The following is an 18,436-nucleotide window of genomic DNA, read 5'->3' as shown; positions in this document are numbered from 1 at the left end:
CGTATTGTTCCCCGCTGAAGCGTGAGCCTCAGTCAATCAACTGGTTGTGCGGAGCGGCCCGTTTTGCCTTTCTGATTGCAAGTGAGCCAGCCACTACGAGGAGGCCAACAAGGAGGAAGAGGTTGTTCTCGGCCCCGGTTGATGCCAACTGTTGTGTGGCCGAGGAGTCTGCTGATGGAACGGCACCAGGTGCAGCGTGATCTGCTGGGTCGCTGCCCTTGTTCGTTGAAGCTGGAACAATCACAGTTTCTTCTTCAGGGAGAATCGACTCTGGCGCAACAGGTGGAGCCGGGATGACCGGTTGTTCTGGAGCAACAGGGAACTCCGGTTGCTGCGGGTCGAGCGTTTCGGATGGTGTCTCCGGAGTGGTTGGAGTAACCGGTGAATCCTTGGACGCTACGTTTGCGCGAAGTGCAACGCTGGCATCCGCATATGAGAAATTGGGCGTGAAGCTGACGAGGTTGAGTTTGCTGAGGTGCTCGCCCTCGCTGTCGGCTGGGGCGGTGAAGCGCACCGAAACGTCGACCGCCGAACCCGGCTCGAGCGTCTCGGGGAGGGAGCCCTCAATGGTGAAGTTTCCCGTGGTGTCGTTGAACCAGCTGTAGTCGGTGAAGAGGCCGAGGGCGATCTCACCAGTGTTGGTGATGGTGATGGTGTCTGTTGCCGACGATTCGGGTTCGAGTGTGCCGAAGTCTACGCTCGGAGTCGCTGTCAAGCTGACCGGTCCTTCGTCGCCCCTAGCTGAGACTTCGATGGCACTCGAGATTGCGTTCTTTCCCTCTATTGTTCCCCTTGCAAACACTTGTCTGTTGATATCGAAGGTGTGTTCGGGCTGGAATTGAAGATCGAGTGTGCAGGTTGCATGGGCCGCAATAACGGTTCCGCAGGTTGTTGCTTGAATGCTGAGCCCGTAACTAGGGCTCATGTTCACCAAGAGATCGGTAATGTGAAAATCGTAATCGGTAATGTTGGCGAATTCGATCTGGCTCGTCACGCTTGTGCCGAAGGGCACCGAACCAAAGGTGGCGTCCCCGGTCAGTACGACGGTTTGGACATGTGCCTGGAACCCGACAGAGAAGTCTGTGGTTACTCCGTTTGCGGTGATGGTGAAATCGGTCTCACCGTAGAAGTACCTGACCATTTCCGGCGTGAAATCAATATTCAATGTGCACGAATCCCCGGTTCGCATTGTGACCGTGCCAAAGCTCGTTGGGCACACTCCCGTTCTGGTGATATGAAACCGGTCGCCTGGAGTCGGGTATTCGGTCGTTGACTCCAACGTGAGGTCCTGCGTTGCGGTGAGTGTGAGTGTTTCGGTGACCGGCTTACTGTACGGCGTTGCAAATACGAGATAGCCGGAGTCAAGCGAGATGCCTTTGTCGTTGGTAAAGAATGTGTCTGCGGTCGCTGCCGGCTCCTCGGCCATCGCTGCGGTGCTCATGCCTGCTGAAATGCCAGTCGCGATGACAAGCATGGAAAATGCCATGCCAAAGGCGCGGCGAAAAGATAGAAAGCTCAATGTATCCCCAAGATTGATGTGCTTATGAATATTGCTTCGCCCTAACGAAGCAAGAAGGCAAACGTATCAGGCGTTCCTGTGGGGGAACCGTGTAAAAGCGGATGAGCGACGCAAATGCGAGTAAATATCTATATTTGGAGGTTTTGTCCGTTAGCGTTGGGTACGTATTTGGGGACTGTTTGGGTATCCGCTTTGGGGGCGGCACCCTTCTCAATGGCATCAGTCGCGCCGGCGCTTCAACTTTTTTCGAAAATTCTTGCGGCCCGCGTATGGTTTGGCAGCGCTTCGTTGTCTCGACCCCTGAAACAACGACTTGATCGACGTTTGAGTGCTGCGCACTCGCGGCAAGTCAACGACTAAGGGGAAGTTAGTGAAGCACACGAATTTGGTGCCGGTGGCTGGGGGCAGCCGCCGGCCTCGGTTGACGGCGCTCGCCGCAGCGGTAGCGAGCATCGCAATTATTGGCGCCTCCTCATTTGGCGGCGCTACCGCGGCCAACGCCTCGACAGGAACGGTCAGTGATCTTGGCGTCTCCGTTAGCTTTGACGGCACCGCAGGCTTCGACGCAGACGACGCGCCTGGTCACGACTCTGGCGCGAACAACGGCATCGTGCGTTCGAACGACCAAGTGGAATACCTGCTTGCCTCCTCGTTCTCAACGGTCGGCGACGTCACGTTCACCTCGACACTCCCCGTTGGAATGGAGTGGGACTCCACGTCTACTGCCTCAACCGTCTGTAACGGGCCAGGCGGGGGAGTCTTGTCAAACTCCAACCGGACCTGGACCTGCAACCGGACGGCCGACACCTCCGTCGAATCGTTCAAGGTGCGCGCGTGGGTATCGAGTGCTGGGCACGGGAGCGTTGTCGCTCCGACCTTTACAAGCGGTTCTGTCAGTACAACGGCTCCCGGTATCACGGTCTCTGCGCTCGCTCAGACCGAACTGTCATTTTATGTGCAGGCCATGACAATGCCGTTCCAGAACGGCGGAGCTGACGGTGCTCGTCAACAGCTCAGCATGTATCTCGGCGCGACCCTTCCAGCTTCCGGAAACTATAAGGGTTACGAAGCGTTGAGTCCCGCCGGATATAGCTATCAAATCAGCGTTCCCCCGAACGCAGTTGTGCTTTCCATCGTGAACAACTCCTCGGGCACGACGAGCTTTATCCAGCCAGGGGGCCCAGGTACTCCGGTGACTATCACTATGCTCGGCACAAAAACTGACTTCATGAGCCCTCGTCTTGGCGCAGGAAACGCCGCAAATTATCGGACCGTATCTGAGTCGCAGGTCTATATCTGGACACCGTATGACCCGAGCATCCCCGCAAACGTTCGCACAGTGCTTGCCGGACAGATAACAGGCTTTGACCCCGTTTCTTCCAGCGGAGCCTCGAACTTCGGCAGCGGATACGCTCCGGGGCATGACCCTGCGACAACGTGCACCGGAGAGGTAGCCTCGTCCATTCAGACTTCGTGCTACGGACAATCGGTACTTCGCACCGATACGCCCGAGATCTACGCTGGCGTGAGCGGTGCCCAGTACAGCCCAGGCAAGTACCTCTACGGCGATGACCACGGTTTCACCAATGGTCGCGAGTTTATTGTTCCTGGGCAGTCCTTCATCGGGCTCACCAGCGTTCGCAACGATCCGACTGCAGGGGCAGCATCAACGGGAGTGTGGGGTGTCACCGCTTGGGACCCAAAGCTGCTCGAACTTTCCGGAACGCCCCAGGCCTGGCTTAACACAGCGAATGGTTCAACGAACGCATTCCATGTCACCTCTGGAACTCCGCTACCCACGAGTGACTACACCCTGCAATACACCGACCATTCCTTTGCAAACGACGCGGAGCGTAAGAGCTTCGATCCAGGATCTCTCAGCTGGGTGAGCAACCCTGCTGCCCTGCCTGGCGGAATGAAATCGGTCAGCGCTGTACTCGTGAAATACAACGGTGCGCTTCCGATCAACAGCATCCTTGGACTCGTGAACCCGCTCACCCGCCCGCTCACCGACTCATCGATGGCCATCGCGGCAAACACCGCCCTTCCCTGGTTCTGGCAATACGGTTCGGATGACCGCGCGCGCCAGACCTCAAACTACGGCGGCACCGGAGTCAGCGATCGTGGCGGAAACATCCGTACCGCTTCCGCACTGATCCGCTCGACGGCGGCATGGAACGTGGCCTCGACCGAACCTGGCCAGGTCAAAAGCCTCGTCGTCACGCCGGTTGTTATCGGCCCGGTAGGCGGGACTACGTCAACCGTGTCGAAGAATTCGCGGCTCACCGTCACCTTCGATTCAACCTGCGGCGAGCCGGTATGGGATGTGGTGACGAACCTTCCCGGTTACAAATCTCATACGCCAGGTAACCCAGGCCCAGATGGCATCATGTGCACGGCCGACGACGGAGCCCCAGCCTCGATTGTCTTCAACCTTGGTGATGTTGAGGCGCCTGCTGGTGCGGTTGGGCCGTCGGTCTACCAGGGACACGGAACGAACTTGCCGACGATCACGATTCCGGTCAACGTATCCGTGCTCACCCCGTCTGGCAGCATCCACACTGCCACCATTGTCGCAAGCTCGGATTCGGACTTCAGCACGGCTTCGTTTGAAGGCTGGAGCAACATCGCTGGAACGGCTCTGAGCCAGGACCGCACCGAGAAGGCAGCACTCACCGTTCAGGGCGTTGCATCGTTCCAGGGCGGCAAGACGGCGAACACCCGCGAGGCCGGAATCGTATCTCCCGACGAGGAGTTCAGCTACACGATCAACTGGGCAAACGGCACCTCAGACAAGGTCGGCGTTGGCACGTTTGTTGACCTGCTTCCCTATAACGGTGACGCGCGAGGCAGCAACGGGCTCCCAGCAGAGGGCTTTACTGTGATCGAGGCCGTGACTTCGACGGCCAACGAGGCGGTTATGGGCAAAGTGTCCGTTGAATATTCGGTTGACGATGCAGAAGACATCGCTGCGGCACTGCTGCAGACAGATAACAGCGACGGCCACACCGGGATTACGTGGAAGAGCGGCGAAATCCCCTTGAACGCGCGGGCCCTGCGCTTTGTCACAGAGAAGCCAATTGACTCCGGGTTCTCCGGCTCGGCAACCATTACGGTTGCGCTCAAGGGCCTCGCGATTGGCGGCCAGCTGAAGAACGACTTCTATGGCAAAACCGCGGCAGTTGACGGCGATCCAAACTCGATCAAGCGCATTGTGGGCGCGGCAGAGGTCACCCTCGCGTCCTCGGCAGGATCACTGTCAGGAACCGCCTGGCGCGACCTCGATTACTCGAACGGCTTCACCCCTGAGGATGTTGTCTGGCCGAAGGGTAGCAAGACCCTCACGATCACGAGCACCAACGAGACCTACACAACCGATATCGGCGACGACGGCTCCTTCGACTTCGGCGTCATCGCTGCTGGAGACTATGTGGCGAGCGTGAAGGATGCGAAGGGCTGGACCTTGGTCCTCCCAAACCCGATCTCCTTCGCGATCGGTCAGGAACTTGACGACGTCAAGATCCTCTTCCAGGAGAAGCTCACCGACCTGGCGCTCAAGCCGGACACCGGGAGTACTTCTGCCGGCGCATCTACGGTGATTGACGTCAAGAAGAATGACAGTTGGTACACGGCTTCCGCGCCGGCACCGCAGACCGCAGCGAGCATCCAGGCGGGAGGCGAAGCCACTTACGGAACCGCCACAATCACTCGGGACGGGTCGCTCACCTACGTGTCGTCCGCAACCTGGCCAGCCGAGTTTGACGGCCAAGACAGTTATGAGGATATCGTCGCCTACACGGTGACCGATTCGGCAGGGGCAACCGCAACAACCGCGGTCACCATCACGGTGTACGCGGCTCCTGTTGCCACAAACGATGCTGTCACGATCGGGCAGAGCGGCTCGACAGCAGCGGATGCGCTCGCGAACGACACCGGTCGGAAACTGGTGCTTGGCAACACCGTTTTGGCGTCTGGCGACCTGAGCGTCAGCGTCGCAGACGGCAAGGTTTCCGTCGAATCCACCCACGAGTGGGCCGACGGTGAAGCTACCTACAACGATGTCGTTTCATACTCCGTCACCGACGATTTTGGGCAGACAGCTGACGCGGAGATCGTTGTGACGGTCCAGCGCGCGCCAGTGGTCACAGTTGACGCGGCACAAACGGTTGCGACTGGAGAGTCCGCTCGCTTTGAGCCGCAATTGTTGAACCCCGGTGTGATCGCTGACGACGGCGTCGCCGTGACCAAGCAACCGGCTGGCGGAACCGTTGCCGTTGCGGCAGATGGCACCGTCTCGTTCGACCACGGCAGCGCGCAACCGGGAGAGTACACGTTTACCGTCACCTACACGGATAACCTTGGGCAACAGACCGAACAGGCGTTTACCGTCACCGTTTACGCCGCCCTTGCTCCCGTTGACGATAGCAAGACCGTCCCGTGGACTGCGGCAACAACGACTGACGTTCTTGCTAATGACGGCGGCGATGGGTTGACCCTCACCGCGGCCAGCACAACCGACGAGACCGAGAGCTCAGGGTTGGTCGAGGTTGTCGGCGACGGCATCCGCTTCACCCCGTCAGCGAACAGGCAGTGGGCGGAGGGCGAGCTCAACTACATTGAGATCGTCAAGTACACGGTTACTGATGGGCACGGGGGCGAGTCAAGAGCGACCCTGACACTGACGGTCATCCGACCTCCGGTTGGGAAGGACGTGCACTTTGAACTGACCAACGATGTTGACCTCTTGACCTTCGACCCGGTCGGCGAGGCAAGCGGAACCGACGTGCAGGAGATCGACGCCGACGCGGTTGTCACGCAGGCAGCACACGGAACGGCGAGCGTCACTAACGGCGTACTCGGCTACACGCCGAAGCCTGGCTACGTTGGCGAGGACACGTTTAGCGTTCGCATCGTTGATGCTCTTGGTCAGACGGGCGAGGTTACCTACACCCTTACCATTTTGGCCGCCGATGTCCCAGAGCCAAAGCCGACGCTTCCCAACACCGGAGGCACTGAGGTTCCGATGAACCCAACGCCGGGCACCGCTGCGCCGTCCGAGGGAGGAACAGCGGGCGCGACCGGATCAGGGCACAACGGTGCCCCCGGAAACCCTGCGCTCGCCGTCACTGGCTCTGACCACAGCCCGATTGCTGCCATTGCGATGCTGCTGCTGCTTGGCGGCTGCCTTGTGGCCGCTGCGCGCCGACACAACGTGCCGGGAGGACAACGCACACTGTGACCCAACACCCACAACGCGATATCACGCACCCAGACGCCGACGGGCCCGAGGTCGCTGGGTCCCTCCTTTCCGGAGGGGCCCGCGATCAGCGGGATGCCGAACTCATCGAAGCATTCCGGCAGGGCGATGCCGGGGCCATGGATGAGCTGTTTGCTCTGCACCGATCCTTCGCGCTCCAGCACGCAGCTCGCTACGCGACTCCGCTTGTGCCTGCCGAGGACATCGTTTCGGAGGCGTTTGTTAAGGTCATTCAGGCCATCCGGAACGGCAAAGGACCCACCGTTTCTATGTGGTGGTATCTGGTGAGCGCGATGAAGAGCGTTGCGATTAATCAGACGGTGGCGAATAGCAGGACGGCGCCTGTCGAAGATGAGACACTGCAGCTGATGGCCGAAACCGCCGTTGAGATTCCGGAAGATGGCCTCGCACAGAACGCGATCGTTGAGGCCTTTAACCGGCTTCCGGCGCGGTGGCAATCGGTGATTTGGTATCGGGATCTTGCCGGCTATTCCCTTGCGGAGACCGGGGTGGCGCTTGGCCTCAACTCAAACGGGGTTGGTGCCCTGTATTCGAGGGCTCGCAAAGCGTTTCGAGTTGAGTATCTCACGGCGATTGCCGGAGACGAGGCGAAACCGGATTGCCAGCCGTTTGTGCTTCGGCTGATTGAACGGTCCGAGGCAGAACAGGGCGAGGATGCGTTGCTTGACGAGCACCTAGAAACGTGCAGTTCCTGCCGGTTCACGATGCGTGAGCTCATTCGGATCCGTTCGCGATTTGCCGGGGCGATGGCAATCACCGCACCAGGGCTCGCCTTCGAAGCGTTGCTCCGCCAGGCGCTTGCTGGCGAGGTTGATGCGATGGCGTTTGGTCACGGTAGGTTTGACGTGCTCGCAAGATTTGACGGCACAACGGCGGCAGCGATTGCGAGGGTGGCTCCGGCAAATATGTTGATTGCGGCCGCAGGTGGGGCTGGCGCAATTGCCCTCGCGGTAACCCTCCTGACCAGTAGCGCACCGGCCAACGACACTTCGGATACCTGGGGGAATGCCCCAACGGCTCACGAGCGATCGACCGCCGAGGTCGTTGAGGTCCCGCCTGCCGACCCAGGGGAGTCCGCAGGAACCGACGGCAGCGAGGGGAGCGGTGACTCATCATCAGTTGTCGGCAGCACGGGGTCGGCGCCAATCGTTGAAGTCGCCGCAGCTGAAGGCATGTGTCGAGTCTTTTTTGAGCCGAGTATCGGCAACAGGATGGCGTTTTTTGAGCAGCGAAGCACAACAGAAGCGGAGTGCCGCATCGAGCTCGTCCAGCCGAACGGCGATCTGATCGAGCTAAAAAACGGTCCGAGCACCCAGTTCGCCCAGGCGACACGGCCCGACACCTATTTCATTCGGGTGCAGGGCGAGGCCGAGGCGCCAGCGCTGTATAGCGTGACGCTCTCGGCCGAGCAGGTGACGCGCCTACCGTGATTCGACGGCTGCATCCGCTGCCGACTTGTGGTTGCTGTTGGCCCCGCGGAGCTTGCCCGGCCACCAGAAGGCGTCGCCAACCAGGAAGGTGAGCGCTGGCACGATGACCGTGCGCACGAGCAGCGTATCGATGAGCACACCGATGCAAACGATGATGCCAATCTGGGTGAGCGTGATGAGCGGGAGCACACCAAGCACCGCAAATACGGCAGCCAAGAGGATGCCTGCGCTTGTGATGACTCCGCCGGTCGCGGCGAGGGCGCGGATCATGCCTGGCCGTGTCCCGTGTGTTTCGGCCTCCTCCTTCGCCCGTGTGACCAAGAAAATGTTGTAGTCGACGCCGAGCGCAACGAGGAACAGGAAGCTGAAGAGAATCACGTTGCTGTCGATCGCGGGGAAGTCAAACACCGTCTGGAACAGAATCCAGCTGGCCCCGAGGCTCGCGAAGAACGAACCCACAACCGTGAGCAAGAGCAACACGGGTGCCACGAGCGCGCGAAGCAGGAGGATGAGCACAACAAAGACGATCGCGAGGATGAGCGGGATAATGAGGTCTTGATCTCGTTCCTGTGCCGTGTTCGTATCGAGCGTTTCGGCGTCAAGACCGCCAACAAGGGCATCTGCGCCGTCGATGGCATGCAGCGCGGAGCGAAGGTCGGCGACGGTTGCCAGGGCGGCGGGCGTCTCTGCTGGGGCGTCGAGCACAACCGTCACCTGGGTGATGGTGCCGTTGGTATCCCCAACCGTTGCAGACGAGACCCCCTCGACGTCGCCCGCCTTCGCCGCAACTTCCTTGGCTTTATCGGCATGCGCAATGACAACGGTTGGCGATCCGCTTCCGGCTGGGAACGCATCGGCGATGAGTTCTTGGCCAACGACGGCTTCCGGAACCGATGTGAATTTCTCCGTCTGCGAGAGGCCGGTCTGAATGTGCGGAACTCCAAGGCTGAGCCCGCCAAGTACCGCGATGCCAACGAGGGCGACGACGAGCGGTTTTTTCGATACGGCGGTGCCGAGCTTGAACCAGAGCCCGTGCTCCTGGCGGCTTTCCGAGCCGAAGGAAGGTACATAGGGCCAAAACAGACGGCGCCCAAAGAGCACAAGAGCGGCTGGGAGTACCAGCAGCGCAAAGAGCATGGCGACGACAACGCCAGTGGCGCAGGCGATGCCAAGCGCACGGTTGCCGGTGAGTTCGGCAAACAGCAGGGTCAGGAGGCTGAGGACAACCGTACTGCCGCTCGCAATGATTGCAGGACCCGCGCCACGAAGCGCTCTGGCCATAGCGTCTCGCCGATCCTCATGGGTGCGAAGCTCGTCCCTATAGCGCGAAATGAGTAGGAGCGCGTAGTTGGTCCCCGCGCCAAAGACGAGGACCGAGAGGATGCCGGTGACCGAGGCGTCCAGCTCGATGTCAAACAGCGAGGCAACACGCGTCGCAACGATGCTTGACAGGCCATCCGCGAGTCCGATGACCACGAGGGGAACGAGCCACAGCCACGGGCTGCGGTAGGTGATGATGAGCAGAATCCCAACGACGATCACGGTCGTCAGCAGAAGGGTGAAGTTCGCTCCCTTAAACACCGAAGCGATATCAACCGCGAATCCTTCCGGGCCGGAGAGCCGTGCCTGAAGTCCGTCGGGCAGGTCGCTGTTAGCGGCGGACCTGATCTCGTCCGCCCGCTCCGCTTGCGCGGTGACGTCAGATGTGACCTCGAGTGGGACAACAACGATCGCCACCTTGCCATCATCAGAGACGGTTGCCGGTGGCACAAATCCCTCGGTCGCGAAGCTGCTGAGTTTGGATGCGGCTGCGTCGACCGCTTGTGTGTCCGCCGCATTGAGTGTTGCGCTGTCGTCGCGGCTGTAGACGAGGATTGCGGAGGTCTCGTTGGCTCCAGGAAGCTCCTGTTGCAGCGCGGCAACCCGCGCGGATTCCACGGAATCCCCAAGGCCGACGCCGGGGGAGGTCTCGCCAGCGCTTCCAGAGCCGAGCGCGAAGATGGCTGCCGAGAGCAGCCCCGCGACGACCAGCACGATCCAGGACGTTCGTTTCCCGGTTACAACGTTGACGATTCGTTTCACAACTCAGCCTTAGTTAGATAGATTGATTACTAGCTAGGCTAGCTAAACTATCTATAAACTGGGGATCATGCAAACGCAACCCGAAGATTCCCCTGCGGCTCGCCAATCCGTCCGGCCGCAAAGTTTGCAGCTGCGGGCGCTCGTTGAGCTCAGCGGAGAATTCGAGAAGCATCTCGCTCGCCAACTGACCGTCAACGCGACCGACCTTGAAGCAATGGAGCATCTCATTCAGGCCGGGCCGCTCAGCCCCACCGAAATCGCGCGACGGCTCGACATTAGTACGGCCGCGGTTACCTCGGCCATCGATCGCCTTTCGACCCTTGGGCACGTTGACCGTACTCCAAACCCTGACGACCGAAGAGGGGTGATCGTTGCTGCGACTCCCGGGTCCGCCGCGAAAGCAATGTCTGTCCTGCTTCCCATGATCTACGCGGTTGACGCAGTCCTCGACGAATTTGACAGTAACGAACAGGCCGTGATTGGCAGGTATCTTGAGAGGGTCTCTGAAGAATACTCCGCGCACATCGGCGAATAAGATTCGCGTTTGAGTCGCCCATTCGGCGAGTTATTCAACAGGCGTGTGATGTGACCTCGCAGTGGAGCTGCCGGGAATTGAACCCGGGTCCGCTGCTGTGATTCTGTGCCTTCTACGGGTGTATCTTGTGCAGACGTTCTACTTGGCCCCGATCTTTGTCACAAGCACCTAGATCGACGGGCCCAGTCTCAGTTTAAGTCCCGATACATCCTGAGACGCGGTGTATCAGCAAGCTCCCTAATCGACGCCAGAGCACGGGGCGGAAGCAAACCCGGTCTGACGGACTTTCTACTCTGCCTTAGGCGGCGAGAGCGAAGTCGGTGCGCTTAGAATTGGCACCTATTGTTTTGCACAGATCGTTAACGAGATAACTGTGCATCCTCGACCCGCTTCTCACAGTTTCGCAGGCAACGTCGAAACCGATCAGCCCCCGATTGTGTTGCCGCGGCAACAACTTGGGTGGGTCACATCACACGCTGTTGAGTTATGGGCCTCAATATGATTGAGGCCAGCTTTTTATTCTACGCAGTTCTTGGCTGCGAAACAAGCCTGCTCGGCTGTGGTGTGGACTGGGTTGTCAGTCCTTGGTTCTTGCCAATGTCGGGCGTTCCGATGAGATCCTCGCCCTGCCGTAAGGGGTGGGCTCGTGTGCGCGTATGTGTGCCCCGTGTGGTGAAGCTCGTCTTCGAGGTGGGCGATTCGCGTTTGTGATACTCGTATCGGTTAAACATTCAACCCCTGTGCGCAGATTCGGGGGGTGTATCTGTGCACAGGGGTTGGTGTCTTATGGAAGTTCGCGGGGGGTCTTGCTCCCTTAAGGTGTAACACCTAGTGGTGAAAAACTATCTCAGTGATGAGGAGGTAAATCATCTCTAGTGGCTAAAGCCTGATTACATTCTTTATTCTTCGACAGATAGAGGTCACTAGGGGTGGATTGTGCTGAAGTTGGGTGGGGTGAAATTTGCGGGTGTACTTACTTCAGGGGTGAACTAGGTGCTCTAATTGCGTCCTGAGTGTTATCTGTGGTTGTTCATGAGTGGACTAGGTGGTCCGTTAGGCGCGTTCGGTTGCCGATGAGGCGCTTGCCCGCACGGCCAGCCATTCGTTTCCGAGGTTCACCTGATCGATTGGTCTCCATGACTGTGATTCGAGGTACTCCTCAACGGATGCGCGGGAGATGGGGTGATCGCCGCCGCTCGGAAAGCAGATCCAGAAGACCCGCGAGGTGCCGAGGCTGTCGAGGAGATGAGTGATGTTGTCTTCGAAATCTTCCGGCGACCGCACAAAGCTCAGCGCTACCGAAACTCCTGTGCTCGCGCTGGTCACGGAGCGGGCATCTTGGGGGAGCGGCTCGATGAGCGAGCGATCTGACACCGTTGAGCCGACGATCCACACGCGGTCTCCTGGCTTGATGAGGAGTTTTTCGGCGTTGCTTTTGTCGGTCATCGCATCCTCCGTTGGTTGATGTTGTTAACGCTACTGGGGTGATGATCTGTGCGAAAGGGGCTTGTTTGCGCATTACGGAGTGTGTTCGCGGCGAGCGAGCGGCAGGATGAACCGGAATGATTTGAAGCGTCAAGTAAAAGGCGTATCATTGTGGCATGACCGAACCGCAGTGGTTAAGCCCTTCTGAGCGGGAGCTGTGGCTCAAGCTCACCGCCCTCTCTATGCTCATGCCCAGTGCGGTTGAAGGGCAGCTCAAGCGAGAAGCTGGGATTAGCCAGTTTGAATACCACGTGCTCGCCATGCTTTCTGAGGCTGATGGCCACTCGCTCCTGATGAGCAATCTTGCGTTCCGCACCAACTCGTCGCTGTCCCGGCTGTCGCATGTTGTGACTCGGCTCGAGAAGCAGGGCTGGGTGAGTCGCTCTGCCTGTCCAACTGACGGGAGGGCGACCATGGCGCTGCTCACGGATGCTGGCTTCGCAAAGATAGAAGAGACAGCGCCAGGGCATGTTGAGGCGGTTCGTCGAGTCGTATTTGACTCGCTCAACCAGAAGCAGGTGAGCAGGCTCAACGAGCTGCTCAACCCAATCCTTGACTCCGTCGATCCTGAGCGACGTGCGACGTTCTATCACGAGCAATCGCAGTAGGGAATCCTCTGCGAACCGTGCCGCCGGTTGAAGCGGGTGTCACGTGGTGGCGCCGTACTGGTGGTTCTTGCGAGAGGTGAGGGTGGCGGTTAGTCGCGCGCGAGGATGCTGAGTGCTTGCTCGTGAAGGAGGCCATTCGTGGCAAGCGAGTTGCCATTCCAAGCGCCCGGTTCGCCGTTAATTCCGCTAAACCGGCCGCCGGCCTCTTCGACTATCGTGACGACAGCGGAGAGATCGTATGGCTTGACATCAAATTCGCCTGCGACGTCGATGAGGCCCTCCGCAAGCAGCATGTATGCCCATGAGTCCCCAAACGCCCTGTCTCGCCAGACGGCCCTTGTGAGGTTGATGAGTTCGGGGAGATAGCCTGCTTCGTCCCACTGCATGACGCTTTGGAAGCTGAGCCAGGCATCCGAGAGCTCCGCAACGGCAGAGACTCTGAGTTGCTGTGCTTGGCCGCCGGCCGTGCTCATCCATGCGCCCCCGCCGCGGGTTGCCCACCAGCGTTTGTTGGATGAGGGAGAAGACACGACGCCGACCTGCGGGACACCATCTACCTCAAGTGAAATGAGTGTTGCCCAGCCGGGAACGCCGCGCATGAAATTTGCGGTTCCGTCAATAGGGTCGATAACCCATTGCCGTTTCCCGTCCTTGGTCTCAAAGGCATCGCTTGCTGCGCTGACGCCATACTCTTCGCCGAGGATGCTGTCGCCGGGTCGCTCTGTCTGTAATCGACTGCGAATGGCTCGCTCAACGGATTGATCGGCATCGGTGACATTGCTTCGGTCTGGCTTGGTTGCGACGGTGAGATCGGATGCCCGATAGCGTTCCATCGAAATGATGTCGGCTTCGGCGGCAAGCGCAAGGGCGAGGGCGAGGTCTTCGGACAGTAGGTGCTTGGTCACGGGTTAACCCTAGCGTCAGAGAATGAGGACGCTTTGGCGGATTTGCTGTATGTTCCCACCGAGATGCGTGACTTTCCGGTGAAGCCAGGATAGAGTTTCGGTATGACGAACTTTGCAATTGGTACGAGGCGAACTGGGTCCAGCCGGGCTCGGTCCGATCTTCGCCGCCACGCTGGCTTCTTTGGCATCGCCGGCGGGGTCTTCCTCGGCGTGCTTGTTGCCGTTGCCTGTGCTGCAATTTCTTCTGTTCTTTAGGCATTCGCGTGGCGCTTGCCAGCAAAACGGACCTCGTTTTGCGTGCGGCTCCAAGTTCCTATAAGCTCTTATCTGTTGTCCGAAAGACAGCGACGCACCTCTAGCTCAATCGGCAGAGCAACTGACTCTTAATCAGTGGGTTCCGGGTTCAAGTCCCGGGGGGTGCACTCGAAGCCTCTTACCTCTCGCCAGGTAGGGGGTTTTCGTCATTTTTAGAGACAAGTACGGGATGTAGTCCCCAAAGAGGCTTATAGGCCAAAAGAGTGGATGGCTCGGGTGTGTCATCCTCGTCCAGCCCATACTATGCTTGGCCAGAGGCCTTGGTCGGAGTTCAGCCTCAAGCGATACTGAGGCACAGACTTTCAGGAACAAAGGAAAGGGCATGGTTTGCGCAAGTGCGCATTCGAATAGACCACGCCGCAATAGTTCGTATGCCGCAATAGCCGCCCGGCTGAGTGCATCAGTCACAGACTTTAGGCGGTGGCTGTGGACGTGGGCGTCTTTACTGCCACAATGAGAGCCATGGCATCAACGATCTGCGGCTACTGCGAGACGTACACCCACATGACCCATAGGTGGTCTAGCTATGCGAACGAGAGAGAGCTAATTCAAGTCGCTAGCACCTGCGACAACTGCCAACGCCTTTCCGTAGGTGTAGTTGAAGACTCTCGAGGGTCAGGCGCTGGCCTTGAGTCTGACTTCAATAACTCAGCGGGGTCACCACAATGGTGGCCAAAGGCTGGACAGTCGCCTCAAATACTTGACGTTCCTGCCCACATTGCGAAGGCCGCACGTGAGGCATACTCAACAGCAAGCATCAACGCCAACGTCGCTTCCATCCTCATGGCCCGAACCGTTGTGGAAGCCGCAGCAAAGGCGAACGGCATCACCTCAGGGAACCTTGTCACCAAGATAGACAAAATGAAGGATGCTGGTCTGATCAGGGCGGTGCTTGCTGATGCGGCACACGAGGTGCGTCACTTAGGAAACGACATGGCACACGGCGATCTGGACGACCTGCCGGATTCAGATGACGTTCAGGATGTTCTTGAACTCATGAAGCAGATCCTCAACGAAGTGTTCCAGAGCCCAGCCATTGCGGCGCGCTTGAAGAACCGTCGAATGGGATAGAAGAACTTCACCAAGAGCCTCGCCATAATGCGGGGCTCTTCGTGTTTAACTCAGGAAGGAATTAGCCCGCTGCAGTCCGGTAGCGGGAAAGGAGCTCCCCAGTTACCGGCCCCAAGTACTCCGTGACCTTGTCTACCCACATCGAATGCTCGAAGCATTCGATGCACAACAGTGTGTCAACATCTGCGTCGAACAAACCTTTTATGGCTTGATCCTCGACAAAAGCCCAGTAGCGCGTGAACGCATCTTCAAAGCCGGAACGAACTACCACCCGAAACTCTGGCGAATAAGTGATCTCAATGGCGTTTTTCTCAATCCAACTGCGTGCGTCGCCCAACGCAATGTACGGCAGCGGTTCGCTGTCCTTGTAATAGAACCAGCTCTCAGGATCATCCGTGGCCTCTGGGAGTGCCGCCAAGAGTGCATATACAAACTCGCTCTTGTTCATGCCGTAAGCCTAACGGTGTGGTTTGCGCCGAGTGAGGGGGAGCCATGAGGCCCATGATCAAAGCCCATCTGGAACTCGTGATCACCGCACACATCGCTGACGAGAGCGGCATTGACCTGATTGGAGTAAAAGCGGTCGGGGGTGAGGCCACTGACTTTACCGACGTGGACCATAACTGAGTGGCGCATTCCTCGAGACTGGCAATGGTCAATTCGGATATACCGCAGACAGCCTATTTCACAATGGCCCAGCGGATAACGGGAGGTGCGACGTGAGGAGTCGATGCATCCGAGATAGCCAACACTCAACCGGTCGTGACTTCTCGGTCGTCGCGGCCGGTTGAGTTGTGTTCGAGGGAGATATCCGCTTTGGGTGCGGCTGGCGTCGAACTGGTCGATGGAGCGATACCTGTTATCGCCTGGAGCGACGACGTTATGGTAAGAGTTCACGAGGGAACGGGATTTTGCCCGATTCGGGACTCGCTCAGGCTTCCACTGCAGGGCGAAGATACTCTGATCCGATGCGTTCTCAATTAAACGACTTGAGTCGAGTGAACAGTACCCAAGAAGTTCAGAAGAAGCGTGCGAAGCTTGGGCAGCTGCTGGTCTCGATTGGGTCAGTTGTGTTCGGTGGAGTTGGTTTCCTGACTTTGGGCCTTGTCGGTGTCGTAATCGATATCGCATACGGCGACATCATGCGTAGCCAGCATCCCTGGTTGACTGCAGGACGTGCCGTTGCCTCTCATCTTTGGCCATTCGCGTTGGTCGTTGCTGCTGGTCTTGGCCTTGCCATCGTTGGAATGATTCGGCTGCGTCTGTCCGGGGTGCGGCGCTCGCGTGTTATTGCGACAGTGATGTTATCCCTCGGATCGACGTATCTCGGCATTGGGGCCATTATGTCGCTGAGACTACTTAGCGTCGAGTACACCTCGGCCGATGTGCGCGTCACGTATCTGTTGCTTGCAATAGGAGGAGCAGGTCTTGTGTTTTGGGGCCTTGCGCTCCGTCGCCGAAAATGAGTTCAGTGCTACCCATGTATGGCCAATCTCGCCGCACGTCGTGCCGGCGTCAAGGGCCTGATCAACCACCTGTGCCGCGGCGTCGGCTTTCTGCTCGGTCCGCATCCCAACCTGGCGAGGGGCGGGCGCGCGAGGCTTTGCCGCGTACGAATCTCTGATGTGCGCCGGCTTTGGGAGTCTATTTCTTGTGCAGCAGCGCTTTGACAGCGATCCAAAGGAGGACACTCGTTGCGCCTATGCCAATAAGTGTCGGACCGAGAAGCAAGCTGCGAGCTCCTGCAATAGTCGTCGCTTCATTCAGGCCAATGCCCAAGAGGATGCCGCCTACGACCATGCCAACCAGACCAATGTGGAGAAGTAGCTGGACGTAGATGTTGTCTTTTGTGACTTGCTCAACGCGCGGGTAGCTTTGTGCTTGAATGTTTTGGCTCATGGCTTGATTATAGTCAGACCCACGCTGGTATTCAGCGGTATCCCAAAGTAATGGAAACTTGCTATCAGTGGTTTTCCGGTTCAACTCCCGCGGTGCATCGGTCAGCGATAGGCTTTGTACGTGCATCACCAACCGGGACATGTCCCGAAAAGCTGTCGGTAATCGTAACGATGCCCCAAAATACTCGATTGAAACGAGACTCATGAAGCTTCGCGTAATCCCTGTCCTCCTTACCGCAGCCGCGCTTATGCTCATGGGATGCTCCTCTTCGTCGGGCGACGAAGCCGCACAAGCCGACTGCACCGTGCCGGCAACGGGCAGCGTGAGTGACTCAATCAAGGTCACGGGAGACTTCGGTAAAGAGGTCAAGGCAACATTCGAAACCCCGCTCACGGTTGAGGGCATCCAGCGCACCGTCCTCGACAAAGGCGACGGCGACATCATCGTCTCCGGCGATACCGTCAGTACACAGGTCACCGTATTTAACGGCAAGACCGGCGATCTTGTTGCCACCGAGCTGATCCAGCTTCCAGTGAACGCCGAGCTTGGCGTCTCGGAGGGCTGGCTGGCAACGGTTGAGTGCATGCCCGTCGGCAGCCGTGCCGTTTCAACGATGGAGGCATCTGAGATCGCGGGGGAGGCCGGGTACCCTGAAAAAGATGTCGCCCCAACCGACAGCGTTGTGGTTGTTGCCGATGCCATCGAGATCCCAGAGGCTCCTGCTGCATCAGCAGAGACGTGCGCTCCAGACTTCGTGCCAGAGGATGCGCTCAAGACAGCGAAGGGTACGGAAAAAGACCTGCCCTCTGACTACCCTGAGGTCACACGGGGCTCAGATGGCCAGCCAACGATCACCTTCCCGAAGGACTTCACCTCACCAACCGAGTTTGCATCGGCCAACACCATCGAAGGTGACGGCACGACCGTTGCGGCAGGTGACTGCGTCACGGTGCATTACAAGGGCATTAACCAGCAGACCGGTGAAATCTTTGACGAGAGCTGGGCACGAGGGGCCCCAACCAGCTTCCTCACGACCAAGGTGATTCCTGGCTTCACGAAGGCCCTCGTCGGTCAGAAGGTCGGCACCCAGGTTGTTGCACTTATCCCTCCGGCCGACGGATACGGCGAGGCAGTTGACGGACAGGGCAGCACCGGCAACATCGCCTTTGTGGTCGATATCTTGGCCACAACCCCTGCAGATAAGGCAACTGCGACTCCAGCGAACTGAGACGAGTGGGTTCCTGACAGAGCCCGCTGAAAAGCGCGCCCTGATTGGTGGGCGTGCGTAGCAGCATCCACCTGCTCACTC

Annotated in this window: 15 protein-coding genes, 1 tRNA gene and 1 other RNA gene; 10 read left to right on the top strand and 7 right to left on the bottom strand. The window is 58.7% G+C overall.

Going from position 1 to position 18,436, the window contains the following annotated elements; translation table 11 throughout:
* Positions 1–28 precede the first annotated feature (28 nt).
* Positions 29–1,486, bottom strand: coding sequence for a choice-of-anchor D domain-containing protein (locus FHX76_RS07015; RefSeq protein WP_167149240.1), 1,458 nt, complete (start codon positions 1,484–1,486; stop codon positions 29–31).
* Between the two features lie 403 nt (positions 1,487–1,889).
* On the opposite strand from FHX76_RS07015, the gene FHX76_RS16680 reads away from it, so the two are divergent.
* Positions 1,890–6,758, top strand: coding sequence for an Ig-like domain-containing protein (locus tag FHX76_RS16680; RefSeq protein WP_167149238.1), 4,869 nt, complete (start codon positions 1,890–1,892; stop codon positions 6,756–6,758).
* The gene (locus FHX76_RS07005) at positions 6,755–8,227 is read left to right on the top strand and encodes a sigma-70 family RNA polymerase sigma factor (RefSeq protein ID WP_167149236.1); all 1,473 of its coding nucleotides are present in this window, start codon (positions 6,755–6,757) and stop codon (positions 8,225–8,227) included. The genes FHX76_RS16680 and FHX76_RS07005 overlap by 4 nt, the downstream gene beginning before the upstream one ends.
* On the opposite strand, the gene FHX76_RS07000 is transcribed toward FHX76_RS07005, so the two are convergent.
* Complete coding sequence (locus tag FHX76_RS07000; protein ID WP_167149234.1) at positions 8,219–10,309, bottom strand: efflux RND transporter permease subunit; 2,091 nt, start codon at positions 10,307–10,309, stop codon at positions 8,219–8,221. The two genes, FHX76_RS07005 and FHX76_RS07000, sit on opposite strands and share 9 nt — an antisense overlap.
* A gap of 67 nt (positions 10,310–10,376) precedes the next feature.
* Between FHX76_RS07000 and FHX76_RS06995 the strand changes: the two genes are divergently transcribed.
* Complete coding sequence (locus FHX76_RS06995) at positions 10,377–10,844, top strand: MarR family winged helix-turn-helix transcriptional regulator (protein WP_167149232.1); 468 nt, start codon at positions 10,377–10,379, stop codon at positions 10,842–10,844.
* A gap of 59 nt (positions 10,845–10,903) precedes the next feature.
* On the opposite strand, the gene ssrA is transcribed toward FHX76_RS06995, so the two are convergent.
* Positions 10,904–11,275: a transfer-messenger RNA gene (gene ssrA / locus FHX76_RS06990) on the bottom strand.
* A 622-nt stretch (positions 11,276–11,897) separates the two neighbouring features.
* The gene (locus FHX76_RS06985) at positions 11,898–12,290 is read right to left on the bottom strand and encodes a hypothetical protein (protein WP_167149230.1); all 393 of its coding nucleotides are present in this window, start codon (positions 12,288–12,290) and stop codon (positions 11,898–11,900) included.
* A gap of 155 nt (positions 12,291–12,445) precedes the next feature.
* Between FHX76_RS06985 and FHX76_RS06980 the strand changes: the two genes are divergently transcribed.
* Positions 12,446–12,937, top strand: a complete 492-nt coding sequence (locus FHX76_RS06980; protein WP_167149228.1) for a MarR family winged helix-turn-helix transcriptional regulator — start codon at positions 12,446–12,448, stop codon at positions 12,935–12,937.
* Positions 12,938–13,026: 89 nt separating this feature from the next.
* Here the strand turns inward: FHX76_RS06980 and FHX76_RS06975 are convergent, their stop codons facing one another.
* The gene (locus FHX76_RS06975; RefSeq protein ID WP_167149226.1) at positions 13,027–13,842 is read right to left on the bottom strand and encodes an inositol monophosphatase family protein; all 816 of its coding nucleotides are present in this window, start codon (positions 13,840–13,842) and stop codon (positions 13,027–13,029) included.
* A 102-nt stretch (positions 13,843–13,944) separates the two neighbouring features.
* On the opposite strand from FHX76_RS06975, the gene FHX76_RS06970 reads away from it, so the two are divergent.
* From FHX76_RS06970 to FHX76_RS16545, 3 genes are all read left to right on the top strand, one after another.
* Positions 13,945–14,097, top strand: coding sequence for a hypothetical protein (locus FHX76_RS06970; RefSeq protein ID WP_167149224.1), 153 nt, complete (start codon positions 13,945–13,947; stop codon positions 14,095–14,097).
* A gap of 94 nt (positions 14,098–14,191) precedes the next feature.
* Positions 14,192–14,264 (top strand) — tRNA-Lys (locus tag FHX76_RS06965).
* Positions 14,265–14,610: 346 nt separating this feature from the next.
* On the top strand, positions 14,611–15,228 hold the full coding sequence (locus tag FHX76_RS16545) for a DUF4145 domain-containing protein (RefSeq protein ID WP_341777917.1): 618 nt from the start codon (positions 14,611–14,613) through the stop codon (positions 15,226–15,228).
* Between the two features lie 61 nt (positions 15,229–15,289).
* Here FHX76_RS16545 and FHX76_RS06955 read toward each other — a convergent pair whose 3' ends face one another.
* Entirely contained in the window at positions 15,290–15,676 is a 387-nt protein-coding gene (locus FHX76_RS06955; RefSeq protein WP_167149219.1) for a hypothetical protein, read from the bottom strand.
* A 44-nt stretch (positions 15,677–15,720) separates the two neighbouring features.
* Between FHX76_RS06955 and FHX76_RS16540 the strand changes: the two genes are divergently transcribed.
* Both FHX76_RS16540 and FHX76_RS06950 read left to right on the top strand, forming a co-directional pair.
* Entirely contained in the window at positions 15,721–15,855 is a 135-nt protein-coding gene (locus tag FHX76_RS16540) for a hypothetical protein (protein ID WP_279587605.1), read from the top strand.
* Between the two features lie 371 nt (positions 15,856–16,226).
* Positions 16,227–16,694, top strand: a complete 468-nt coding sequence (locus FHX76_RS06950; protein ID WP_167149217.1) for a hypothetical protein — start codon at positions 16,227–16,229, stop codon at positions 16,692–16,694.
* Between the two features lie 178 nt (positions 16,695–16,872).
* On the opposite strand, the gene FHX76_RS06945 is transcribed toward FHX76_RS06950, so the two are convergent.
* On the bottom strand, positions 16,873–17,127 hold the full coding sequence (locus tag FHX76_RS06945) for a hypothetical protein (RefSeq protein ID WP_167149215.1): 255 nt from the start codon (positions 17,125–17,127) through the stop codon (positions 16,873–16,875).
* A 202-nt stretch (positions 17,128–17,329) separates the two neighbouring features.
* Between FHX76_RS06945 and FHX76_RS06940 the strand changes: the two genes are divergently transcribed.
* The gene (locus FHX76_RS06940) at positions 17,330–18,355 is read left to right on the top strand and encodes an FKBP-type peptidyl-prolyl cis-trans isomerase (protein WP_167149213.1); all 1,026 of its coding nucleotides are present in this window, start codon (positions 17,330–17,332) and stop codon (positions 18,353–18,355) included.
* Positions 18,356–18,436: the final 81 nt, after the last annotated feature.

This window comes from Lysinibacter cavernae (assembly GCF_011758565.1).
GTDB classification, from domain to species: domain Bacteria; phylum Actinomycetota; class Actinomycetes; order Actinomycetales; family Microbacteriaceae; genus Lysinibacter; species Lysinibacter cavernae.
The sequence above is the reverse complement of the archived record's forward strand: the minus strand, read 5'-3'. Positions and strand labels throughout refer to the sequence as shown.